The following is a 22,280-nucleotide window of genomic DNA, read 5'->3' on the forward strand; positions in this document are numbered from 1 at the left end:
TCACGTGATGTGCCAGTTCGCGGTGCCACACTGACCGTCGTCGTTGTTGCCGGCTGCCAAGACGGGCCCATCCGCGCGAAGTCCGAGCGTGTGGGTGGAGCCGGCAGCGACGGCGACGACGTCACTCCACGACGAGACGTCGCACTCCCGTCGCTGTTCCAACGGGCTGCGAGGACGGTATCGTCTGCGCGCAGTCCCACGGTGTGTGATCGGCCAGTGTTCGATGCGTATGGACGTTTCCGACTGCTACTGCGACGATGCCGCTCCACCCGTCGACCCGGCACTCCCCGCTTCAGAAATGCCCGCAGTCAGCACCAGTCCATCCGCCGTCACCCCAACAGAATGACGACGCCCGGCGGCGATAACAGAGCGAGTGTCTTCTCTGGTCACCTGTAGATCGTCTCAGAAGTTACGGTACGGAAGCGGGGGTGAGTGCCAACGTGCAGCTACTGGCACGGACGCTGTTGGCCGCACTTGACGGCCTGGCGCTTCGATATCTCGCGGTCTCCAGCAATTACAGGGGCCGGCTTGTGCTGTGGCGCAGTACAAGCCGGGGTGGCAGGATTTCCGTGACCGGAGCGGCTGTTCCGCCTTGCATCCTGAGCTTGAGCCGCTCAGCTCCGCGGCGCCCGATTTCGTAGCTGACGTTGTCAATGGTGGTAAGTGCGATGCGACCGATGCTGGCGATCGAGGTGTTGTCGTACCCCACGATCGAGACCCTTTGCGGAACAGGAAGGCCGAGGCTATCGGCTGCAGTAAGGGCGCCAACGGCCATCATGTCGTTTGCAGCAAAGATGGCAGTGGGCCGGTCAGGCCGTTTCATCAGTTCCAGGCAGGCCGCGGCTCCGCTGTGCTCGGTCATTTCTTCGGCCGCGGCGATCATGATGTGGTCCGCCAGCCCGTGGCCGGCCATAGCCTGCCGGTAACCCTCGTTGCGGCGTTGCGCGGCTTCGCTTCTGGTTCCGTAGATATGCGCGATTCTGCGGTGGCCAAGGTCAATAAGGTGTTCGACGGCGAGCCTGGCTCCCAGGTGGTCGTCATTGACCACCAAATCCGCGTGAGACATGGATCGCGATGGCGAGCCAAGCACCACTGTTGGAATACTCTTGGCTGCCTTTTCAAGCAGATCTGCCTCGTCGACGTCTCCGGCTATGACCAACGCGTCCACACGCAATTGCAGGAAGGGACTGATCCGGCTCTCTCCCGGGAATGTGAAGAAGTGCGGATCCCCGACGATCATCCGGAGATGCTCTTCCTTCAGCCCTTCCCTCAGTCCCCTCGCCAGGTCCACATACCAGGGGTTGGAGAGATCGTCGACCAACAGCCCGATGATGCCCGTCCGCCCACCGGCAAGGGAACGGGCAGCAGCGCTAGGCAGATATCCAAGTTCCTTGATGGCTGCTAACACAGCGTCCCGCTTTTCGGCGCGGACTTGGGGGGAGTCCTGAAGCACCAGTGACACCAGGGACCTGGAGACCTTTGCCCGTTCCGCCACATCGTTGATGGTGACCTTCGCTGGCCGCTGCCTGTTGTTCCTGGTTTCGATGGCGGCTCCCCTCCCCCTGTGAATTCGTCTGGATCATTTGATAGCCAGACTACCCGCCACTTTGTATTGACAAACATTCATTCCCCAGATTACCTTTCACTTGGAGCGCTCCAAGTAGGAGCCACATCATACTGTGACAGGAGTTCCACCATGATTCAAGAGATTGGCGTGGCCGTTATTGGTGCCGGTATGGCTGGCCGGGCGCATGCCCAGGCCTACGCAACTGCCCCAGCGCTTTATGCCCCTTCGCTCCCACCGATCCGCCGGATCGCCATCGCCGACGTCAACCCTGAAGCTGCTCAGCTTGCCGCCCGAAGGTTCGGATACTCCCGCGCCGAAACCTCCTGGGAAGCCATCGCAGAGGACCCTTCCATTCATGCGGTGAGTGTCGTCGTCGCCAATCACCTCCACAGACCGATCGTGGAGGGACTGCTGGCCGCAGGCAAGCACGTGCTCTGCGAGAAGCCGCTCGCGGATACGGAAGCCGACGCACGGGCAATGGCCACAGCGGCTCAGCAGTCAGGAAGGGTGGCCCGGTTGGGATTCACCTACCGGCGAACCCCGGCAATCAACGCCATCAAGGGGCTCATTGATTCAGGCAGCCTCGGCAGGGTCCTGCATTTCAGCGGCAGGTACTGGACAGACTATGCAGCAGATCCCGCGGTCGCCCTGAGCTGGCGCTTCACAGGGGCACCGGGCAGCGGTGCACTGGCGGACATCGGAAGCCACATCACCGATGTCGCCGAATTCCTTGGCGGCCCGGCCCTCAGTGTCCAGGGCGGGCGTCTGTCCACCGTAATTGCCACCAGACCGTTTCCGCGGGGAAATGCCAGCGGCCATGGCAACAAGGATGTCAGTGCTGAAAGGGGCGACGTCGGCAACGAGGACCATGCGAACTTCTCCCTACAGCTCGAGTCAGCCCCGGCGACCATCGACGTTTCACGGGTGGCTTACGGCCACCCGAACACCCTGACCTTCGAGGTCTTCTGCGAAAACGGCTCGGCCAGCTTCGACCAGCGCAGGACCGGTGAATTTCTGCTGGCTGACTCCACAACGGCAGGGCCTGATAACGGATTCCGCCACGTTCTTCTCGGACCTGAACATCCGTACATCTCGGGCGGACTGGCGATGGACACACCGGGCGTGGGCTTCGGCGTAAACGATTCCTTCGCGTTCCAGGCCCGGGCGTTTCTTGACGAAGTCGCCGGCTTCAGCGAAGACGAATCGCTGCCGCGGTGCGCCAGCTTCAATGAGGGGCTCCACAATATGCAGGTCCTCGCCGGTGTGGTTGAGTCGGCCAACGCCGGAGGAAAGACAGTGGTGCTCTCATGAAGCTGGGCGTCTACACCGCGATCCTTCACGACCGGGATCTGTCGTCGGCCTTGGAAACCATCTCCGCAGTGGGTCTGGAGGGAGCCGAAATCAACTCGGGTGGATTCATTGGAACCCCGCACCTGCCGGTCGATGAGCTCCTGGCGTCAGCAGCAGCCCGCGCCCGTTACCTGGACCTGTTTGTTGCCGCCGGAGTTGAGCTGACCGGCTTTAACGTCAACGGGAACCCCCTGCACCCGGACCCCGCTGTGCAGCACAAGCACTCCGAGGACCTCAAGCGTTCAATCGACTTGGCCGGCCTCCTCGGAGTGAAGCGCGTCGTCGCAATGTCCGGGTTACCCGGCGGCCATCCTGGCGCGACGGCCCCCAACTGGGCAGTCAATCCGTGGGACAGCGCCTATCTGGACATCCTTGACTACCAATGGGACCTCGCGGTCCCCTATTGGCGGGACATTGACGCCAGGGCAGCTCAGGCGGACGTTAAGGTCGCCATCGAAATGCACCCGCACAACATTGTGTTCAATCCCGCGACCCTGCTGCGCCTTATCGAACGCACGGACGCAACACATGTCGGAGCGGAGATGGACCCCAGCCACCTGTTCTGGCAAGGCATCGACCCCATCGCAGCAACCCGCGCCTTGGGGGATGTGGTCTTCCACGCTGCCGCAAAGGACACCCGCATCAATCCTGCCTGCGCCATCAACGGGGTACTGGATGACCGGTTTCGCAGGCTTGGGGCCCAAGAAGAACGCATGAACATCGGCGGCCGGTACTTCGTCAATGAGTGGCCCCGGAATTCCAGCTGGGACTTCGTCTCCGTCGGAAAAGGACACCCCGTGGAATTCTGGTCCAACTTCCTGGCCGTCCTCCAGGAAATTGACCCCGACATGGCAGTCAACATCGAACATGAGGATGCCGAGCTGGGCCGCGTTGAAGGCTTGGAATTCGCGGCCGCAACGCTGAACCGGGCCCGCGCCACCGTCCTGTCCATGTGACCTGGGTGCCGCCTGGGCCGGGGCTCCCTTCCTTGGCGGGCTCGCCTAACCAAACAAAAAGTGCACACCAACAAAGGAGTTCGTTGTGAAAATCATGAAACAGAAACTGGGAGCCATATCAGTGCTGGCCGCCGCCACACTGTTACTGGGTGCCTGTTCGGGAACCGGTGGCCGCCCGGTCGAGAGCGGCGCTTCAGGAGGCGGGCAAGTGGCCTCCACGGAACGTATCAAAGTTGCTTTCATTACCCATGCCGGTCCAGGTGACACGTTCTGGGACGTCGTCCGGAAAGGTGCAGAGGAAGCCGCTGCAAAGGACAATGTGGAGCTGCTTTACACCGCCGATCCGGAAGGTGGCAAGCAGGCCCAACTCGTCCAGCAGGCCATCGACCAGAAAGTTGCCGGCATAGCCGTAACGCTCGCGAAGCCCGATGCTTTGCGCGACGTCCTCAAGAAAGCCCAGGAAGCAGGCATCCCCGTGGTCAGCATCAACTCCGGGGCGGATGTTTTCGCCGAGGTCGGCGCTTTTACACACTTCGGTTCCGACGAGAAGCAGGCAGGACGCGCTGTTGGGGAACGTCTCGCCGCCGAGGGGATCCAGCACCCGGTCTGCATGGTCCACGAGCAAGGCAACGTGGGCTTGGAAGACCGATGTGCCGGTATCAAGGAGAAGCTCCCCGCCACCGAGAACCTCTATGTGCAGGGAACGGACATGACCCAGGTGGAATCCACCCTCACGGCGAAAATCCAGGCAACCTCGAGCGCCGACGTCGTCGTCGCCCTTGGCGCACCCTTCACCGTGACCTCCATGCGTGTGGTTGAATCCACCGGCAACAAAGTCAAAGTTGCCTCAGTGGATATCAGCGCCGACCTCGCCCAGGCCATTCTTGATGACAAGCTTCTCTTCGGAGTAGACCAGCAGCCATGGCTTCAGGGCTACGGTGCTGTGGATGCCCTCTGGCAGAACAAACGCGGCGGCTTTAAGATCGGCGGCGGCGCTGCGGTCCTGACAGGACCGAGCATCATTGACAAGACCAACGCCAAGGACGTCATCGCCTTCGGCAAAGAAGGCATCCGCTAAATCCCCCAGCGGTTCCGGGCGATGATCATCGCCCGGAACTGCTCCTTTGTGTGACAGTCGTCCGGCAGCAGTGATTCGCTGGCCCGTCGGCGACGAATCTTGACCATGCGATTTCAAAGTTCAATCTTCGGGTCTGGCGGCGAGGATCCGATCAGCCCTGAGCTGCAGGATGCCGAGCGACTCCTGGATCAGGGGGGATGCGATGCTGCCCCTGCGCACCGCAGCGACAATTCGGCGCGCAGGCTTCCCCTTGCCAGTAATGCGCAGTCGAACCACGTTTTCGGCACCACGCAGGGGTGCCAATCGCGGCAGCAGGCCCACCCCCAGCCCTGCACCAACGAAGGCGATCTGGGTTTCCCATTCAACGGCCTCATGGGCAATCCGCGGCGTCACCCCGACGGCCGTGAACGCCGCGGTGAACAGGGAATGGTAGGTGGAACCGGCGGCCTCGGTGATCCAGGGTTCCGACGCCAACTCTTCGAGCGTCACCGATTCCCGCGATGCCAACGGATGGTCGGAGGGGATGATCACGTCAAGCGGATCGTCGAGCAGAACGGTCTGCTCGAAGCGCGGATCGTCCTCAACATAGGTGTCGGACTGCATGGCGACGATGACCGCGAGGTCGATTCGCTCGGCAACCAACAAGTCGAAGCAGCGGGCCGGATTTGCCTCGAGTACCTGCACCTCCAGCAGGGGGCGCGTTGAGCGCAGGGTGGCCGCCAGTGGCGCGAGCAACTGGGCGGCCGCCGTGGAGAATCCACCAAGACCGAAACGGGACTGCACCTGGTCGCCGGCCTCCATCGCAGCAGCGCGCAGGCTCTCCCATTCGGCAATGAGGGTGTCCGAGCCCTCCACGAGAAAGCGGCCCGTGGTGGTCAGCCGCACACCCCTGCCGTCCTTCGTCAGCAGCTGCAATCCAAGCACGCGCTGTAGCTCCCGCAATTGCGCTGAGACGGCGGAAGGAGAATAACCTGTGAGCTCCGCGGTTGCGCCTATGGTGCCGGATCGGGCAAACACCCGGAGTGTGATGAGCCTTGGATCGATCATGCAACTATTGTGCACGGTTATCAGCCAAATGTTGCGCTTTTGCTGCAGATCGATCGGCCCTAATCTCGTGAATACAAGGTTTTCGACAACGCCGCTTGCACCGACGCAAGCCGTGGTCGCAACGCATCGCCCGCTTATCCACGCCTCCCGGGAGGAAACACATGTCTGCTCCAGTCTTGCCCCTCAATTCACGCGGAAAACTCGCCTCATCATTGCCTGCCGAGCAGCTGGCGGAAATCAACGAGTTGTTCGATTTCCGGCGCGTGGGATATTCCCTCGATGCCCCCTTCTACACCGACCCGACGATTTTCAACATCGACATGCAGGCCATTTTTGGCCAGCACTGGATCTTTGCCGGCAGCATCGCCGAACTCCCGGAGCCGGGCGACTACATCACCGTCGACTACGGGCCCTACTCCCTGATCGTGCTGCGCAACGACGACGGCGGCGTGAACGTCCTGCACAACGTGTGCCGCCACCGCGGCGCCCGCGTCCTGACTGAGCCCGCGGGGTCAGCGGGAAACCTGGTCTGCGGCTACCACTCCTGGACCTACTCCCCCGAAGGAAATCTGATCCATGCCTCGGCGCCTGGGGAGACCAAGTTCGACAAGGGCTGCTTCGGCCTCAAGCGCGCCCACAGCCGCGTGGTGGCCGGACTCATCTTCGTCTGTATTGCGGACGAACCGCCGGCGGATTTTGACGAAACCTCTAAGATTTTCGAGCCTTACCTCGCACCCCACGATCTGTCGAAGACGAAAATCGCCTATCAGCAGAACATCGTCGAGGAGGGCAACTGGAAGCTCGTCATGGAGAACAACCGTGAGTGCTACCACTGCGACGGCCACCCGGAGCTCGCCTGCTCCCTCTTTCCCACCTGGGGCCTGACGGAGGGCCTGATCCCGGCCCACCTTGAAGAAGTATGGGACCGCAACAAGCAAGCACAGTCCTCGCTCGAGGAACGTTGCCGCCGCTATGGCCTTCCCTACGAGGTCGTCGAGGAGCTCGACACACGCATCGCGGGTATCCGCATCTCACGGGAATCACTCGACGGAGAAGGCGAATCGTTCTCGCCCGATGGGCGCCGGCTCTCCAAAAAGCTGCTCGGCGACTTGCGGGACTTCCGCCTTGGCCGCTGCTCGATGCACCTGCAGCCCAACAGCTGGTTCCATTTCCAAGGGGACCACGTCATCACCTTCGCCGTCTTCCCCGTTAACGAACACCAGACGCTGGTACGCACCACCTGGCTGGTGGCAGACGACGCCGAGGAAGGCGTCGACTACGATCTGGAGAAACTCACCTACACCTGGAAGCAGACAAATCTGCAGGACAAGGCGTTCGTGGAGCTGTGCCAGAAGGGCGCCGGCAGCCCCGCCTACGAGCCCGGCCCGTACATGAAGAGCGAATACCAGGTTGAGGCGTTCATCAACTGGTACGTGCAGCGTGTCCAGGAGCACCTGGCATGACGGAACTCCTCACTGAGACGGTAGTCCACGAACCACATCGCATCCGCGGTCTTGAGATGCCGTGGAACAGGGTCATGGGCAGCACCGAGGGACCAGCCAGTGCGGCCCGTGCCCTGGGTCCCTGGCATCCGCAGGAGTTCATGGCCGAATGCGTCGAGGTTGTTCCCGAAGTGGGCGGCATGATGACCTTCGTGTTCCGTCGCTCCGACGGTGCGCCCTTGGCGTTCCGTGCTGGCCAGTACGTCAATGTTGCCTTCCCCGTGAATGGCGAGGACCAGGATCCGGCGGACCGCAGCTACTCGCTGTCCAGCGCACCCACCAAGCCGTGGACCTTCGACATCACGGTCAAACGCGATGCCACGGGTCTGGTCTCACCATGGGTGCACGAGAACATCAAACCCGGCACCGTCCTTGAGATGCTCGGACCGGTGGGGGCATTCCACCTGCCCGATGCAGACCGGCGGGCACGGTACCTCCTGCTGGCCGCCGGAGCAGGCATCACCCCCATCATGTCCATGGTGCGAACCATTCACTCCCTTCCCGGACAGGCCGATGTGGTGGTGCTTTACCACGGAGCTGCGGCCGAAGACTTTGCCTTCAACAAGGAGCTCGCCTACATCGCCTCCGTGGACTCGCGCATCAAGGTCTTCTACTCCCTGGGCGACCGCGGCAAACCCGAGGACTGGGAAGGGCTCAGCGGAAGGCTGACGGCCGCCATGCTCGACCACGTGGCCCCCGATGCCAACGGCCGCCAGGTCTATGCCTGCGGCCCCGAGGGCTACCTGAACACTGCCACTGAGCTCCTCGGGAAGGTGGGCGTCGACGACACGTCCATCCACATGGAGTTCTTTACGGGAGATCGCCAGACGATCCTTGAATACCAGGCGGAGCTCGCGCTGGCGGCCGACATTGCAGAGGAAATCGCGGAGGAAATCGCCGATTCCGCCGAGGAGTACTACGAAAGCCAGCCCACGGCGTTTGGACTCTACGAGCCAGGGTACGACGCCGAGGGAACCCTGAAGGCCACGGGTCTGCCGCTGGAAACAGCCGATCCGGCCGTATCAGAAGCTTCCGACGCTGGTTCGGACGTTAAGCAGGAGGCTGTTACTCCTGACGCGTCGAGCTTCGACACGGTAGGAACAGGAAGCCTCACCTTGTCCTTCATGCGCACCGGCATCAATGTGCGCATCGACCCCACCGAACACATCCTCGGGGTGGCCCAGCGTGCGGGCGTCAGGATCGGGGCGAACTGCAAGGAAGGAATGTGCGGCTCCTGCAAGGTCGTCAAGCTTTCCGGGGAGGTCGACATGAACCACCAGGGCGGGATCCGGGCACGGGAAATCGATGCAGGCAAGTTCCTGCCCTGCTGCTCCACTGCACAGACCGATTTGGTAATCGATGCCTAGCCGCTTCCAGCTGCTCTAGGGCCTGTCAGACCAGCCAGCGCCACCAGCCTGACCGCTCCGGTTCCGGCGTCGGTTCCGGCTCCGGCTCCTCGCCCAAGGCCAGCGCGGCCTCGACGATGTCGTCCGCGGTGAGCGTCGTGACGGCCTCGCGATCGAGCGCGTCGAGACTTTGTTCCTCGTCGAGCGACAGCCGCAGCGCCTGGCGGTTGAGCGCCTGCTCGAACAGCGTGCGGGCGAACCGTGCGTTGCCGGAGTCCTCACCCGCGTGGAGCCCGGTGAAGATGCGGCGCAGCACCTGGTCCGCACCCGGCTCCAGTGTGTACTGGTGCTGGGCCAGCATCTGGTGGAAGATCGTCTGGAGAGCGTCGACGGAGTAGTCGGGGAACGTGATCTCGCGGGCGAACCGGGAGCGCAGTCCGGGGTTCGAGAGCAAGAAGGACTCCATCAGCCGCGGGTACCCGGCCACGATCACGACCAGGCGGTGGCGGTGGTCCTCCATCCGCTTGAGCAGGACCTCGATCGCCTCGGGGCCGAAGTCCATCCGGCCGTCCTCCGGGGCCAGCGCGTAGGCCTCGTCGATGAACAGGACGCCGTCCAGCGCACGCCGGATCACCCGGTCCGTCTTGATCGCGGTCGCGCCGACGTACCGCCCCACCAGGCCCGAACGGTCGACCTCGACCAGGTGGCCTTTCTGCAGCAGACCAACCGCGCGGTACATCTCGGCCAGGAGCCGCGCCACGGTGGTCTTGCCCGTGCCCGGGTTTCCGAGGAACACCAGATGCTGTGATGTGGCCACCTCAGGCAGGCCGTGCGCCTTACGGCGGGCCTGAACCTGGAGCAGTGCGACGAGGGCCCGCACCTGTTCCTTCACGGTCTCCAGGCCGACCAGCGCGTCGAGCTCGGCCTGCACCTCGGACAGCGGCCGGGCCGGCCCGGGCCTCGCACCGATGAGATCGCCGACCAGGTCGTCGACACGCTCCGAACCGGGCAGCTTGAGCTGATCGGCCAGATGGCCGATGGTTTCGCGCAGGTCCTCGAGCGGATTACGGCTGGCAGCCATGCATCCACTCTAGTACTCGATTCCGCCGGAAAGGCATCCCTCCGCCGGAGCCCGGCGAAGGGATGCCTGAGCAGGACTGGCTACGCCCCGCCGTCGTGCCTAGTTCCGAAAGGTAACCCCGCTATGACCCCGGACCTTTCCCGACGTGGCACCCTGGACCGCCAGTTCATCGGGAGCCTCACCGCCCATGTCCGGAGAGGAGTGCGCCGCCATGGCGTGAGCGGGGGGCGAAACGAGTCCGGTGGCAGCAGGGGATCCCATTGAGGCTGAGCCCTCCGAAGGGTCCACGGAGGCAGGCGCCGCATGCGCGGCCAGCACACCGGTCTGGTGCCTGATCTTCAACCGGTAGAGGAGCGCCCCGCCGCCGGTGACGGCGCCGACAAACAGGACACCGCCCCACTGCAGGTACCACTCAAACGGGGGCACCGAGTTGTAGATTTCCGGGCGGGGCCAGATCAGGTTCACGGTCATGGCGCCGCCCCACAGCACCGCCATAATGTTCACGGGCAGCCCCCACTTGCCCAGGCTGAAGCCGGGCTCGGTGTCGTCGTCCGCGAGCGGCCACTTCTTCTGGAACCGCTTGCGGAGCAGCGGAACGGTGACCAGCAGGTAGGACAGGTAGATCAGGACGATACTGATGCTCGAAAGAATGGTGAAGATGGCCGGCTGGGAGACGTTGACGATCAATGGAATGATGGCAATGATTCCGATAACGATGGCCGCCACCGTTGGCGTCTTCCGCTCCGGATGGACCTTGCTGAGCTGGCGGCTAAAGGGCAGGTTGTTGTCCCGGGCCATGGCAAACATCATGCGGATGGCAGCGGCGTGAACGGCCAGGGTACAGACGGTCACGGCCACGACGATGCACACCAGGAACGCCTTGCCGAAGGGGCCTCCCAACACGGAGAGCACGATGTACTGCAAGCCGCCGTCGGCAGCGCCCAGCTTGGGGTCGTTGAGGTCGGGTGCGGCCAGGAGTCCGCCAAGGAGAATCAGGCCGCCGAGGATGAAGGACGCCGTGATTGCACGAAGGATGGCCTTGGGTGCTGTCTTTTTCGGGTCCTTCGTCTCCTCGCCGAGGGAACTGGCGGTGTCAAAGCCATACATCACGTAACCCGAGGCCATGGCGCCGATGAGGAACACCCCGAAGAAGCCAAGGTCGTGGTCCATGCCGTAGCCTGCGGTGCTGAAAAGGACTTCCGGCCCCCGCACCACATGCCAGGCAAGGGCCAGGATGAGGAGCACGGCGGCAGCGAGCTCCACGAAAACGCCGATGCTGTTAATTTTGGTCATCAGCTTCACGCCGAAGGCGTTAATGATGGTGGAAATGGAAATCATGATGCTGGCGAGCAGCACGCCGTTGAGGGCGAAATCGTAGGTGCCGGTGCCGTCGCCGATGATCTGGAAACCGGACCAGATCTGGGGCAGGGTGAGCTGCAGTGCAAGAGCCACGGCTCCGAGCGCCACGATCGAGGAGATGAGCAGCAGCCAGCCGGCCAGCCAGGCGAACGTCCCTGAAGAGAGCCGCTTCGCCCAGTTGTACACCGAACCCGCCACAGGGTAGCGGCCGGCCAGCTCAGCGAAGCAGAGCGCCACCATCAGCTGGCCGGCGAAAACGAGGGGCCAAGACCACGCGTAGGCAGGGCCGGCCATGGAAAAACCAAAGTAGAAGAGTTGGAATACGCCGGTGAGGATGGAGATGTAACTGACGCCTGCAGCGAAGCTGGCGAACTTGCCGATGCTGCGGTCCAGGGTCTGGGCATAGCCGAATTCGTCCATGCCGCTTGCGTCTGCACGCTTTGTGGGTTCTAACATCTGAGCTCCTAAGTGAGAAAAGCACGATGGTGATGACCCGCGGCCGCCATTGGACGCGGGTTTATATCAGGGCCGGGCACCGCGCTGGGCAGCGCCCGGCCGTTCCCCCAATAGCCGTTGCCTATTCGGCCGGAACCGCCCCCGTTCCGTCCGGAGACGAGCCGAACCAGCCGCTGGGTGCCGGCTGGATGTTCTGCCAGATATGTTTTGCCTCGCGGTATTCGTTGAGGCCCGCGCTGCCAAGTTCACGGCCAATGCCGGACTTGCCGAAACCGCCCCACTCCGCCTGCGGGACGTACGGGTGGTAGTCATTGATCCACACTGTTCCGTGCCGGAGGGCCCCCGCAACGCGCTGCGCTTTCGACGCGTCAGATGTCCAGACCGCCCCCGCCAGGCCATACTCCGTGTCGTTGGCTATGGCAACGGCCTCGGCTTCGGTACGGAACGTCTCCACCGTTAGCACCGGGCCGAATGACTCCTCCCGCAGCACGCTCATACCCGAGCGGCAGTTACCGAGCACGGTGGGCGGGTAGAAGAATCCGTCCGCGAGCGTCCCGTCGTCGGGGATGTAGCCGCCGCACAAGAGCTCGGCGCCCTCCGCGATTCCGGCCTGGACGTAGGCGTGAACCTGTTCGCGGTGCTTGGCGGAAATCAGCGGGCCCGTTTCTGCGTCGGGATCAAACGGCCCGCCCATCCGGATCCTTTTCGCCCGTTCCACCACCTCGGCAACGAAGCGCTCCGCAATTGTCTCCTCGACGAGGAGCCTCGCCCCGGCCGAGCAGACCTGGCCGGAGTGCAGGAAAACAGCTGTCAGGGCATTGTCGACGGCGGCGTCCCAGTCGGCGTCCGCGAAGACGACGTTGGGGTTCTTTCCGCCGAGCTCGAAGGCGACGCGCTTCACAGTCTCCGCGGCGGCCGCCATGATCGTCTGGCCCGTGGCCAGGCTTCCGGTCAGGGAGACGAGATCCACACGCGGGTCGGAACTCAAGGGAGGACCTACCCTCGATCCGCTTCCCGTGACCAGGTTTGCGACGCCGGCGGGAACCCCGGCCTCTGCCAGCGTTTCCATAAGCAGGATGGAAGTCGACGGCGTGAGTTCGCTGGGCTTGAGCACAAAGGAGTTTCCGGCGACGAGTGCCGGTGCCACTTTCCAGGCCGCCTGGAGGAGCGGGTAGTTCCATGGTGCGATGAGGGAACAGACGCCAAGCGGTTCGTAGACCACGCGGCTGATGGCATTCGGCCGGCCCGTATCGATGACCCTGCCCGCATCGAGGCCTGCTATCTTGCCGTAGTAGCGGAAGCATGCGGCAATGTCGTCAATATCGTATTCGGCCTCGACAAGGCGCTTGCCTGTGTCCAGCGCCTCGGCGCGGGCATACGCCGCCTTGTCCCGCTCAAGCAGCCCGGCGATGCGAAGCAAGACTTCGCCGCGTTCGATGTCCGTCAGCCGGCGCCACGCACCGCCGTCGAACGCTGCCCGGGCACTGGCGATTGCCCGCTCCGCGTCCTCGACGGTGGACGAGGCGACAACTGCAACCTCGCGGCCGTCCGCAGGGCAGCGCACAACTGTTGTCCCGCCGTCGGATGCCTGGTGCCAGGCGCCGTCAATGTACAGGCCCTTGACGGCATCCTGCGTCTTCCCGGTGTGGTGGATTTGTTCAACTGTGGCGGTCATTGTTTCTCCTTCTCCGGTTCATCAATCATGCTTGGGCCCTAGCCGCGGGGGCAGTTGCAGTACCGGCACTGTTACGCTCTGTGCCGTCCTTTTCAAGGGGAGAGATCCCGTGGCGGTAGAACTCGGCATGCTGGGCGGCCAGCGGCGCCTTCCCCGAGATCAGATCGGCGGCCTTCTCGGCGAGCATCATAACGGGGGCGTAGATGTTGCCGTTAGTCACGTACGGCATGGCCGAGGCATCCACAACGCGGAGGCCCTGGGTTCCATGGACTGACATGTCAAGCGGGTTCACCACCGCCATCGGATCGGAATCCGGGCCCATCTTGGCGGTGCAGGAAGGATGCAGGGCCGTTTCGGCGTCCCGGGCCACCCAGTCCAGGATTTCGGCGTCAGTCCGGACGCTTTGCCCGGGTGAAAGCTCCCCGCCACTGAAGGGCATCATGGCGGACTGGCCCAGGATATCGCGGGCCACGTGGATGGCCTCCACCCATTCGCGCCGGTCCTGCTCAGTGGAGAGGTAGTTGAAGAGCATGGACGGATGGACGGTGGGGTCGGTGGACTTGATCTTCAGGGTGCCGCGGGCATCGGAGTACATGGGGCCGATGTGCACCTGGTAGCCGTGCTTTGCGTCCGCCTTCTGGCCGTCGTAGCGCACAGCCACGGGCAGGAAGTGGAACATCAGGTTGGGGTACGCAACGTCCTCGTTGGAGCGGACGAACCCGCCGCCTTCGAAGTGGTTCGTAGCCGCTGGGCCCTTGCGTCCCAGCAGCCACTGCAAGCCGATGAGGGGGTAACGCCAGAGGTCCAGGTTTGGCTGCATCGACACCGGCTGGGTGCAGGCGTGCTGGATGTAGACCTCAAGGTGGTCCTGCAGGTTCTCCCCCACGCCGGGAAGGTTGATGACAGGATTGATACCCAGGGAGTCCAGGTGTGCGGCTTCGCCCACGCCGGAGAGCTGCAGCAGCTGCGGGGTGTTGATGGCGCCGCCTGACAGGATGACCTCGCCGGCGTTGACCAGATGGGTCTGTCCGTTGCGGCGGTAGGTGACGCCGGTGGCCATGGTGCCCTTGAAGTTGACCTTGGTGACCATCGCCCGGGTCAGGACCGTCAGGTTGGGACGGCTGGTGTTGGGGCGGATGTGGGCCCTTGAAGCTGAGAGGCGCTGGCCCTTGTGGACGTTGCGGTCAAAGGCCGCAAAGCCCTCCTGGCGGTAGCCATTGACGTCGTCCGTCAGGGGGTAGCCGGCTTCCTGGGCGGCCTTGAAGAACGCCTGGAAGAGCGGGTTGGTGGCCGGTCCGCGCTCCAAGACCAGCGGGCCGTCGTGTCCGCGCAGTTCGTCGTCCGGGTCCGCTGCCAAGGCGTTTTCCATCTTATTGAAGTAGGGCAGGCAGTGGGCGAAGTCCCACGTTTCCATTCCGGAGTCGGCGCCCCAGCGCTCGTAGTCCAGGGGATTGCCGCGCTGGAAGATCATGCCGTTGATGGAGCTTGAGCCGCCCAGGACCTTGCCGCGGGCGTGGGCTACGCGGCGGCCTCCCATGTGCGGTTCAGGATCGGACTGGTAACGCCAGTCGTACAACGGGTTGCCGCTGGGGAATGTCAGCGCCGCAGGCATCTGGATGAAAAGGTCCCAAGGGTAGTCGCTGCGTCCGGCCTCGAGAACCAGGACGCTGCTCTGCCCTCCTTCGCTCAGCCGGTTGGCGAGCACGGAACCCGCGCTTCCGCCGCCGACGATGACGTAGTCGTAGTGGGTTTTTATCATGCTGGAAAGTCTCCTTCTACCTGAATGCAGAACTCGCCGCTGGGGCTAGTGGTCCTTCATGCGGAGGCTGGCGAAAAACCGCTGTGCCCCGGAAAGCTTTGTGGATCCCTGAGTTATTGGATGCGCACCGTCACCGGCAAAGGCCGTTAAGGGACCTGACTGCTGGTGTGGTGTAACTCATATCCATGCACAGTAGTGCACCTTGAACAAGTGTTCAATAGTTCGACTGAACAAATGTTCAAGATTTAACTACGACGAAACAACGGACCGCAAAATGGTTGGGAATACTGCGCCCCGCCATTGAATATGACGAGCGTTGGTCATGAAAAGGCCAGGGAAGGGCCTTGCCGCGGCGGACGGTTTCGACGTCCGCGAATGAGTGTTGCAGCCGTCGCTAAGCGGCGAGTGCGATCTCTTCGGTGCGGGCGATGCTCCGCCGGATGGATTCCTTGTCAACACCAAGGAGCACTGTTAACCACATCCCGTTTTGCACGACGACGATGTCAGCTGCCCGTTCCCTGCACGCCTCAGTGGAAAGCTCGGGCCTGGCATTTCGGATGAGCGTGGCGAGCCCGTCGAGATAGCGCTCGAACGCTGCCGCATTGATGGATGCAAAGTCTTCATGGGCTTGAGCAAGCGCCCACAGATGGAGACGCAGGGACAGGTACTGGGTGGTCAGGAGGTCCGGGCCAGCAACGCGACGGAGGGCCTTCCGGAGCTGTTCTTCGGGGGGTAACTCCGGGTCAGGCGCGACGAGCATCAGGTCATGCTGGTCAATCCGGTGCAGGGCTGCACGGATAAGGCTCAACTTGTCTTCGTAGTAGTAGTTCACGAGCCCGAGTGCGACGCCGGCTTCACGGGCCACTGCCCGCATATTGACTCCTGCGATGCCGTGGCGTGACAGCAGACCCAGTGCCGCTTCAAGGATGCGCGACTGCCTGTCGACCTGTTCGCCGGACTTCACGGTGTTGGTATCCACTTGGCCAGACTATGGCCAAAGCCGTGGTGGCGCATCTTGCCTCCATCAGCGAAGGGGTGCGCCGGTGCGCTGCACGTAAGCCTCCAGCAGAAGATCCTGCGCAGTGGTGTTGCGGACATCGGCATGCACACGTGTTTCCGGTTCGCGATGGAAGAAGAATCCTCCCGTGACCCGGCTCCCGGGCTCGAGACCTTCCGCTAGCAGCACCTGGGTCATGTAGCCTTCGCGAAGGTCGTCCGGGGCGTAGGGGCCATTATGGAATCCCATGGTGGTCGGAACCCATCCCGGAGCCACGGCATTGACCTGCACTTCGGGACGAATTCGGGCGACAGCCATGGCGAGCGTCAGGATTTGAGTCTTGGTGTCGTCGTAGCTGAAATCACGTTCACCCGATCGCACTGCCTCCGGTTTCAGCTCGCCGCTAAGATGCAGGTCCGAGGTGAGGTAGATCAGGTGCTTAGGAGCGTCGACCAGTGCCGTGAGTACGTAGGGTGACAGCGAATTCGCGTTCAGCATCTCTTCGCCGGTTAGGCGGTACTCCCCCGCGTTGTTAATGACGACGTCGAACGCCCCCAACTTGTTGATCGCCCCGGCCAGTGCCTGCGTTTCGTCGAGGTTCCTCAATTCGCCGACGACGACGGCCTCAAGACCCGGCAGGTCTCGCCGCACATCCGCAGCGCGCTGTTCATTGCGCGCATGTGCGACAACCCGGTGACCGCGGGCGAGGAGATGCGCGGCGGCAAGCTGGCCGATACCGGCGGTGGAGCCTGTGATCAGTATTCTTTTCCAATCCCCTCCCCTGTGGGAAGTGGGCGGATGTTCTGCTCGATGTAGCGCAGTTCGTCCGCGACTTCCTGGGTGTTGTAGCGGCCCACACCGTACGGGGCTTCACTCACGGTAGACCGGGGGTTCTCGGGAGATGGTTCCTGGGTGCAAGCCGTCAGGATGCCTGTGCCGAGGAAGGCTGTCGACAGGAGAAGAGTGCGTCGGGTGACTTCGGTCATGGCCGTGTGCTTCTGCTTTCGTCGAAAGGGTGCCCGCCGAAGTCGGTGAACGACGATTCGAGCGGCAGCTGAGCGATAAGGCTTCCTGAGTCGTGGCGGGCTTCGCCGATGGACGAGGAGGATGGCACGAGCGTGGCCGTCTCACCGTCCATCGGCGAAGTGACGGTGCTGATTAGAGCTTGGTCTGGAAGAAGTCCGTGAGCTTGTTGAAGGGGATAAGGCCGACGCGGTCGTAAAGATCTACGTGGCCCGCTCCGGGGACCCAGAAGAGTTCCTTCGGGCCTGTGGCGAGCCGGTAGGCCTCTTCACTGAACTCCCTCGAATGAGCCTGGTCACCGGCGATGAAAAGCAGCGGCCGCGGCGAGAGGAGGTCCATATCCGCGAACGGGTGGAAGTTCATGAACTTGGGGTTGGTGGCCAGGGTGGGATGCGTGGTGGTGTTGGGGTGGTATCCGCGGGCGGTGCGGTAGAAGTCGTAGAACTCCCGGTCCACTGCTGTAGATTCCGGGGTGAGGACGTCGGGTGTTCCCCCGGTGTACTGGATCGCGCCGCCGGCGAACTCGAGGTCCCGCTGCGCAGCTGCCTGCGCGATGATGTCCTTGCGCTGTTCCAGGGTGACGGATTTGCGCAGTCCGTCGCGGTTGGCGGCGCCCATGTCGTACATGCTCACCGTGGCGATGGCCTTGATCCTGGGATCGAGCTTCGCGGCGCTGAGCACAAAGCTGCCGCTGCCGCAGATCCCGATGGCCCCGACACGTTCCTTATCCACAAACGGCTGTGCCCTCAGGTAATCGACGGCGGCGCTGAAGTCTTCGGCATAGACGTCGGGTAAGACCGCGTTGCCGGGTTTCCCTGCACTCTCTCCCCAGAACGAGAGGTCGAAGGAAAGAGTGACGTATCCCTGCTCGGCCATCTTGGTCGCATAGAGGTTGGCGCTCTGTTCCTTTACAGCGCCCATGGGATGCCCCACCACCAGCGCCGGGCCGGGTGTCCTGCGGTCCAGATTGGTCGGGACAAACAGGTTGCCCACTACCTTCATCTGGAATTGGTTCTTGAACGAGATTTTCCGCACCGTGACGCGGTCGCTGGTGTAGAAGTTGTCTGCCCCATTGGAGGTATCGCCGGGTTCCAGATCCTTGCGGGAAGCGGGAGCGGCGAAAGCCTGATCCGCTCCTGCCAGCCCTGCTGCGCCGGAGAGGCCGACGGCCGCCGCGCCGGCACCTGTTAGCTTAATCAGGTTCCGGCGGGAGAAGCCCGCAACCTGGATCCCGTGAGTCGTGGTGTTGTGTGCGGTGGAGTCCGTGCTCATGTATTCATCCTCGTGTTCGTCGGTTACGTAACTTGATGGACTTCGTCGTCCCTTCGAGCACACCACACCCCCACCACCTGTGGGAGTCCCTCTTGTGAGGGGTACTGTCAGGGCCCCCGGGAACTCTGCTGGACTGCTGTCATGCCCGCTCGGGATCAAATTGCCGGCACGAACGCCTGGTTTCCTCCGGCTTAGGGCTGAGAAGTAAGAGATTCCAGAGTCGCCCTGGCCCCGCCATTGTGGAGATTGTTCAGAGCTTCGGTGTAGGCCCGGACGAACTGCTCGTTGTCGATCAGGTCGCCGAAGACTTGGCGGTTGGAGATGAACGCCAAGGGCTCCTCGCGTTGGCGTGCACCAGCTGCCATCAGCGGTTCTTTTAGCCGGTCGACGATGTCGATGGTGTTTCCTTGCTCATCAATACCTTCGGCGTAACGCGCCCAACTGGCCACTATGGCGGCCGAGCGGTGTATTTCCCCGCCCCGTTCCAGGTTCGTGTGGATGACAGGCAGCAACCATTTGGGGATGCGGTCGGAACTTTCGGCGCACAGTCGGGCGAGGGTGTCCCTGATGTGCTCGTTGGAGAAACGCTCAATGAGAGTTCGCTTGTAGCTGTCGAGGTCTATTCCCGGTACGGGCTCCAATGTGGGGGTTGCTTCCTTGTCCATGTAGTCGAGCAGGAACCGGGCAAACAATGGGTCCTGGGCGGCTTCGTGGGCATAGGTGTGGCCGGCGAGGTGGCCGAAATAGCACATGCCTTGGTGGCTGGCGTTGAGCAGGCGGAGTTTCATCAGCTCGTACGGTTCTACGTCGGTGACAAGTTGGACGCCGGCGTCCTCCAACGCGGGCCGGCCGAGGCTGAAGTGGTCTTCGAGGACCCATTGTTCGAACGGTTCGCAGATAACCGGCCAGGCGTCATCGACACCATATTCCCGTGATGCGGCCAGGCGGTCCTCGCCGGTGGTGGCGGGGGTGATGCGGTCGACCATGCTGTTGGGGAAAGGGACATTCCGCCGTACCCACGCGCCAAGTTCCGGGTCTTTGAGGGCTGCAAAGGCGGTAAACATTTCCAGGGCAACGTTGCCGTTGCCCTGGATGTTGTCGCAGGACATCACGGTGAAGGGGGCCAGTCCGCGCTGCCTTCGGCGGGCGAGGGCTGCAGTGATGAGACCGAAGGTCGTCCGAGGCACGGCTCCTGGTTGAAGGTCGTGGACGACGTCGGGGTTGTCCGCGTCGAATTCTCCGGTGACGTGGTGGAAGTTGTATCCACCTTCGGTGACGGTAAGGGAGACGATACGAATGTTGGGAGAGGCCATCTTCTCAATTACCGCTTCGGGGTTGTCCGGGGCGAAGAGGTAGTTGATGATTGAGCCAATAATTCTGGCCTGTCTGGTCCCGTCGGCACGCTTCACGGTGAGGGTGTAAAGGCAGTCCTGGCTGTCCATGACCTTCTTCATGTGGACGTCGCCGGGCAGGACCCCGACTCCACAGATGGCCCAGTCAAGGGCTTTTCCGGCATTCATGAGCCGGTCCAGGTACATGGCCTGATGCGCGCGGTGGAAGCCGCCGACTCCGAAGTGGACAATTCCCTCTGTCAGTTTTGACCTGTTGTATCTCGGTTGGCTGATCGGGCCCGGAACGCCGGGCAGGGTGTAGTTACTCAGGGGTGGCATGGGTGCCTACGCTTCGAGGAAGGACGATGGGATTGCCAGCGGGCCCAGATCAGCCAGTCCCGGCGGGTCTGCGCCCGGGCGGGAGCAGGTGATGCCAGCAGCTTCGTTTGCATACCGTGCCAAGGCATGAAGCTGGTCCTGGGTAATCCCGTGGAGGCGCTCGCGGGCTGCCGCGCCGAGTGCGTTAAGTTGTACGAGCCCGGAAATCAGCGTGGCCATAAAGGAGTCTCCTGCTCCGACGGTATCTGCCACCGCCACCTTGTCACCTGTGATATCAACCCTGCCGGACTGGCTGAGGAGGACCGGGCCGTCGGCACCGCGGGTCAATGCCACCAGGGCCGGGCCCAGAGCCAGCCATGCGTTCATCGATTCCTCCAGGGTCCTGTCCGGGTAGAGCCAGCGCAGATCCTCATCGCTGGCTTTGACGATGTCGCTGGAGGCGACAAAGCCCTCCGCCTGCTTCCGGGCAATGGCCCTGTCTGGGCTGATTGCAGGCCTGCAGTTGGGGTCGAAGCTGATCGTGGCGTGGTGGCGGGCCTCTTCGATCAGTCCCATAACCGAGGTGCTGCCCGGGGGCAGAATGGTGGCAATGGACCCGGTATGGACGTGCATGGAACTTTTCGCTGCTGCCAGGATGGGGACGGAGGCGCCGTTTATGTCCCAGCTGATGGCGAAGGTATACCTGGCGGCTCCTGTGTCATCCAAAGTCGCCACAGCTGTTGAGGTGGGTTGAGAACCGCCGACGATGGTTTCGACACCGTTGTTCTCCAGGTGCTCGGCGATCAACTGGCCAAAAGCGTCATCGGCGAAGTGCGTGACGATCTGGGTCTGAAGGCCCAGCCGGGCGCAGCCGACGGCAACATTCAGAGGGCTGCCGCCCGGATGGGTCTCGCATGCCGCCTTCCCTCGGCGGGGGTCTTCGATGATGTCGACAAGTGATTCACCGATGACAGTGACCAGGGCTTTACTGTCGGAGAGCTTTGCTTGGTGGTCGTTCCCTTGTGATGACATGGCTGCTTCCTCGCAGGTCGGTGCTTGGATTGGGCTGTTGATGCTGGGATTCAGCGGCCCGGGTAGACGACTGCTTTGAGCTGACCGGTCTGTTTGCCGGCTTTAAGCGCGTCCTCGGATTCAGTAAGGGGGAACCTGCCGGTTACCAGAATGTCCAGGTCCAGTTTCCCGTCGGCGATGAGTTGGATGGCCAGGGGCCAGGTGTTGGTGTAGCGGAACACGCCCGAGAGCCAGATTTCGCGGTTTTGAATGTAGGAGACGGGAAGCTCGACGTCATCCGCCCCCAGGCCGACGAGGATGACCCTGCCTGCAGGGCTTACGGCCTTGATGCCTGAACGGACCGCCTGGGGCGCGCCGGATGCATCAATGAACGCGTCGACATCGAGCCCCTCGACCGTGTCGGTCTTGGGGTTGAGCGCATGCGTTGCCCCGTGTTCGAGGGCGAAGGCGAGCCGGTCTTCGGCGATGTCGGAAACGTAGATTTCGGCCGCACCGAAGGCACGGGCAGCTTGCGCCGCAATGATGCCGATGGGCCCGGCACCGGCAATCAGAACCCGGCTGCCGGGCTTGATGTCGGCGCGTTCGCAGGCCCACAGACCGACGGAGAGCGGCTCGATAAGAGCGGCTGCCTCGTCACTGACGCTGTCCGGGATGTGATAGGCGAAATCGGACTGGATGGCCACGTATTCCGCGAACGCGCCGTCGATGGGCGGGGTGGCGTAGAACTCGATGTCCGGGCAGAGGTTGTAGCGGCCGGCTTTGCACTGTTTGCAGGTGCGGCAGGGGCGCTGAGGCTCTACCGCGACACGCTGGCCGATGCGGAAGGGGTCGACGGCGGTGCCGACGGCGGCGATCCGGCCGGAGAGTTCGTGGCCGAGGATCAGCGGATGGTCCACAACGTAGTCACCGATACGGCCGTGCTCGTAGTAGTGGACATCGCTGCCGCAGACCCCGACGGCGGCGACCTGCACCAGGACCTGGTCGGCGTCGAGCTTCGGGAGGGGCAGGGTTTCCATGGCCATATCGCCCTGGCGCCTCAAGACGGACGCCCGCATCGTCTGGGGAAGCGCTGCCCTTTCGGCTGACGGAGCCTGGGTTATAGGTGTTGTCATTAGGAGAAATCCTCTGTGT

20 protein-coding genes are annotated in these 22,280 nt (G+C 62.9%); 5 read left to right on the plus strand and 15 right to left on the minus strand.

Annotation, left to right across the window (positions count from 1 at the left end; all coding sequences use genetic code 11):
- The 3 genes from M1D88_RS09270 to M1D88_RS09280 form a co-directional block, all read right to left on the minus strand.
- Positions 1-162 carry a hypothetical protein gene (locus tag M1D88_RS09270; RefSeq protein ID WP_458114219.1) on the minus strand — a complete coding sequence of 54 codons (162 nt, stop codon included), beginning with the start codon at positions 160-162 and terminating at the stop codon, positions 1-3.
- 84 nt (positions 163-246) lie between these two features.
- The gene (locus M1D88_RS09275) at positions 247-390 is read right to left on the minus strand and encodes a hypothetical protein (RefSeq protein ID WP_458114220.1); all 144 of its coding nucleotides are present in this window, start codon (positions 388-390) and stop codon (positions 247-249) included.
- Positions 391-514: 124 nt separating this feature from the next.
- Positions 515-1,495 (minus strand): LacI family DNA-binding transcriptional regulator, encoded by a 981-nt coding sequence (locus M1D88_RS09280; protein WP_458114221.1) that lies wholly within the window; start codon positions 1,493-1,495, stop codon positions 515-517.
- Positions 1,496-1,696: 201 nt separating this feature from the next.
- Between M1D88_RS09280 and M1D88_RS09285 the strand changes: the two genes are divergently transcribed.
- The 3 genes from M1D88_RS09285 to M1D88_RS09295 all read left to right on the plus strand — a co-directional run bounded on the left by M1D88_RS09285 (position 1,697) and on the right by M1D88_RS09295 (position 4,951).
- Positions 1,697-2,878, plus strand: coding sequence for a Gfo/Idh/MocA family protein (locus tag M1D88_RS09285; RefSeq protein WP_458114222.1), 1,182 nt, complete (start codon positions 1,697-1,699; stop codon positions 2,876-2,878).
- The gene (locus M1D88_RS09290; RefSeq protein WP_458114223.1) at positions 2,875-3,873 is read left to right on the plus strand and encodes a sugar phosphate isomerase/epimerase family protein; all 999 of its coding nucleotides are present in this window, start codon (positions 2,875-2,877) and stop codon (positions 3,871-3,873) included. Before M1D88_RS09285 ends, M1D88_RS09290 begins: the two co-directional genes overlap by 4 nt.
- A gap of 94 nt (positions 3,874-3,967) precedes the next feature.
- Positions 3,968-4,951 carry a substrate-binding domain-containing protein gene (locus M1D88_RS09295; RefSeq protein WP_458114483.1) on the plus strand — a complete coding sequence of 328 codons (984 nt, stop codon included), beginning with the start codon at positions 3,968-3,970 and terminating at the stop codon, positions 4,949-4,951.
- A gap of 120 nt (positions 4,952-5,071) precedes the next feature.
- Here M1D88_RS09295 and M1D88_RS09300 read toward each other — a convergent pair whose 3' ends face one another.
- Complete coding sequence (locus M1D88_RS09300; protein WP_458114224.1) at positions 5,072-5,998, minus strand: LysR family transcriptional regulator; 927 nt, start codon at positions 5,996-5,998, stop codon at positions 5,072-5,074.
- A 161-nt stretch (positions 5,999-6,159) separates the two neighbouring features.
- On the opposite strand from M1D88_RS09300, the gene M1D88_RS09305 reads away from it, so the two are divergent.
- Both M1D88_RS09305 and M1D88_RS09310 read left to right on the plus strand, forming a co-directional pair.
- On the plus strand, positions 6,160-7,461 hold the full coding sequence (locus tag M1D88_RS09305) for an aromatic ring-hydroxylating oxygenase subunit alpha (RefSeq protein WP_458114225.1): 1,302 nt from the start codon (positions 6,160-6,162) through the stop codon (positions 7,459-7,461).
- Positions 7,458-8,867, plus strand: a complete 1,410-nt coding sequence (locus tag M1D88_RS09310) for a ferredoxin reductase (protein WP_458114226.1) — start codon at positions 7,458-7,460, stop codon at positions 8,865-8,867. Before M1D88_RS09305 ends, M1D88_RS09310 begins: the two co-directional genes overlap by 4 nt.
- 25 nt (positions 8,868-8,892) lie before the next feature.
- On the opposite strand, the gene M1D88_RS09315 is transcribed toward M1D88_RS09310, so the two are convergent.
- The 11 genes from M1D88_RS09315 to M1D88_RS09365 form a co-directional block, all read right to left on the minus strand.
- A complete protein-coding gene (locus tag M1D88_RS09315) occupies positions 8,893-9,927 on the minus strand; it encodes an AAA family ATPase (protein ID WP_458114227.1) in 1,035 nt (344 codons plus the stop codon).
- A gap of 99 nt (positions 9,928-10,026) precedes the next feature.
- Positions 10,027-11,742, minus strand: coding sequence for an APC family permease (locus M1D88_RS09320; RefSeq protein ID WP_458114228.1), 1,716 nt, complete (start codon positions 11,740-11,742; stop codon positions 10,027-10,029).
- Between the two features lie 121 nt (positions 11,743-11,863).
- The gene (locus tag M1D88_RS09325; RefSeq protein ID WP_458114229.1) at positions 11,864-13,417 is read right to left on the minus strand and encodes an aldehyde dehydrogenase family protein; all 1,554 of its coding nucleotides are present in this window, start codon (positions 13,415-13,417) and stop codon (positions 11,864-11,866) included.
- A 25-nt stretch (positions 13,418-13,442) separates the two neighbouring features.
- The gene (betA, locus tag M1D88_RS09330) at positions 13,443-15,176 is read right to left on the minus strand and encodes a choline dehydrogenase (protein ID WP_458114230.1); all 1,734 of its coding nucleotides are present in this window, start codon (positions 15,174-15,176) and stop codon (positions 13,443-13,445) included.
- Between the two features lie 394 nt (positions 15,177-15,570).
- Positions 15,571-16,155: a TetR/AcrR family transcriptional regulator gene (locus tag M1D88_RS09335; protein WP_458114231.1), complete on the minus strand. Its 585-nt coding sequence runs from the start codon at positions 16,153-16,155 to the stop codon at positions 15,571-15,573.
- Positions 16,156-16,200: 45 nt separating this feature from the next.
- Positions 16,201-16,935: an SDR family NAD(P)-dependent oxidoreductase gene (locus tag M1D88_RS09340; RefSeq protein WP_458114484.1), complete on the minus strand. Its 735-nt coding sequence runs from the start codon at positions 16,933-16,935 to the stop codon at positions 16,201-16,203.
- Positions 16,929-17,159 carry a hypothetical protein gene (locus M1D88_RS09345; protein WP_458114232.1) on the minus strand — a complete coding sequence of 77 codons (231 nt, stop codon included), beginning with the start codon at positions 17,157-17,159 and terminating at the stop codon, positions 16,929-16,931. The genes M1D88_RS09340 and M1D88_RS09345 overlap by 7 nt, the downstream gene beginning before the upstream one ends.
- Before the next feature lie 172 nt (positions 17,160-17,331).
- Complete coding sequence (locus M1D88_RS09350; RefSeq protein WP_458114233.1) at positions 17,332-18,468, minus strand: alpha/beta hydrolase; 1,137 nt, start codon at positions 18,466-18,468, stop codon at positions 17,332-17,334.
- A gap of 191 nt (positions 18,469-18,659) precedes the next feature.
- Complete coding sequence (locus tag M1D88_RS09355) at positions 18,660-20,138, minus strand: mannitol dehydrogenase family protein (RefSeq protein ID WP_458114234.1); 1,479 nt, start codon at positions 20,136-20,138, stop codon at positions 18,660-18,662.
- 6 nt (positions 20,139-20,144) lie between these two features.
- Complete coding sequence (locus tag M1D88_RS09360; RefSeq protein WP_458114235.1) at positions 20,145-21,149, minus strand: carbohydrate kinase family protein; 1,005 nt, start codon at positions 21,147-21,149, stop codon at positions 20,145-20,147.
- Positions 21,150-21,199: 50 nt separating this feature from the next.
- Positions 21,200-22,261, minus strand: coding sequence for an NAD(P)-dependent alcohol dehydrogenase (locus M1D88_RS09365; RefSeq protein WP_458114236.1), 1,062 nt, complete (start codon positions 22,259-22,261; stop codon positions 21,200-21,202).
- Positions 22,262-22,280: the final 19 nt, after the last annotated feature.

This window comes from Arthrobacter sp. R1-13 (assembly GCF_054161475.1).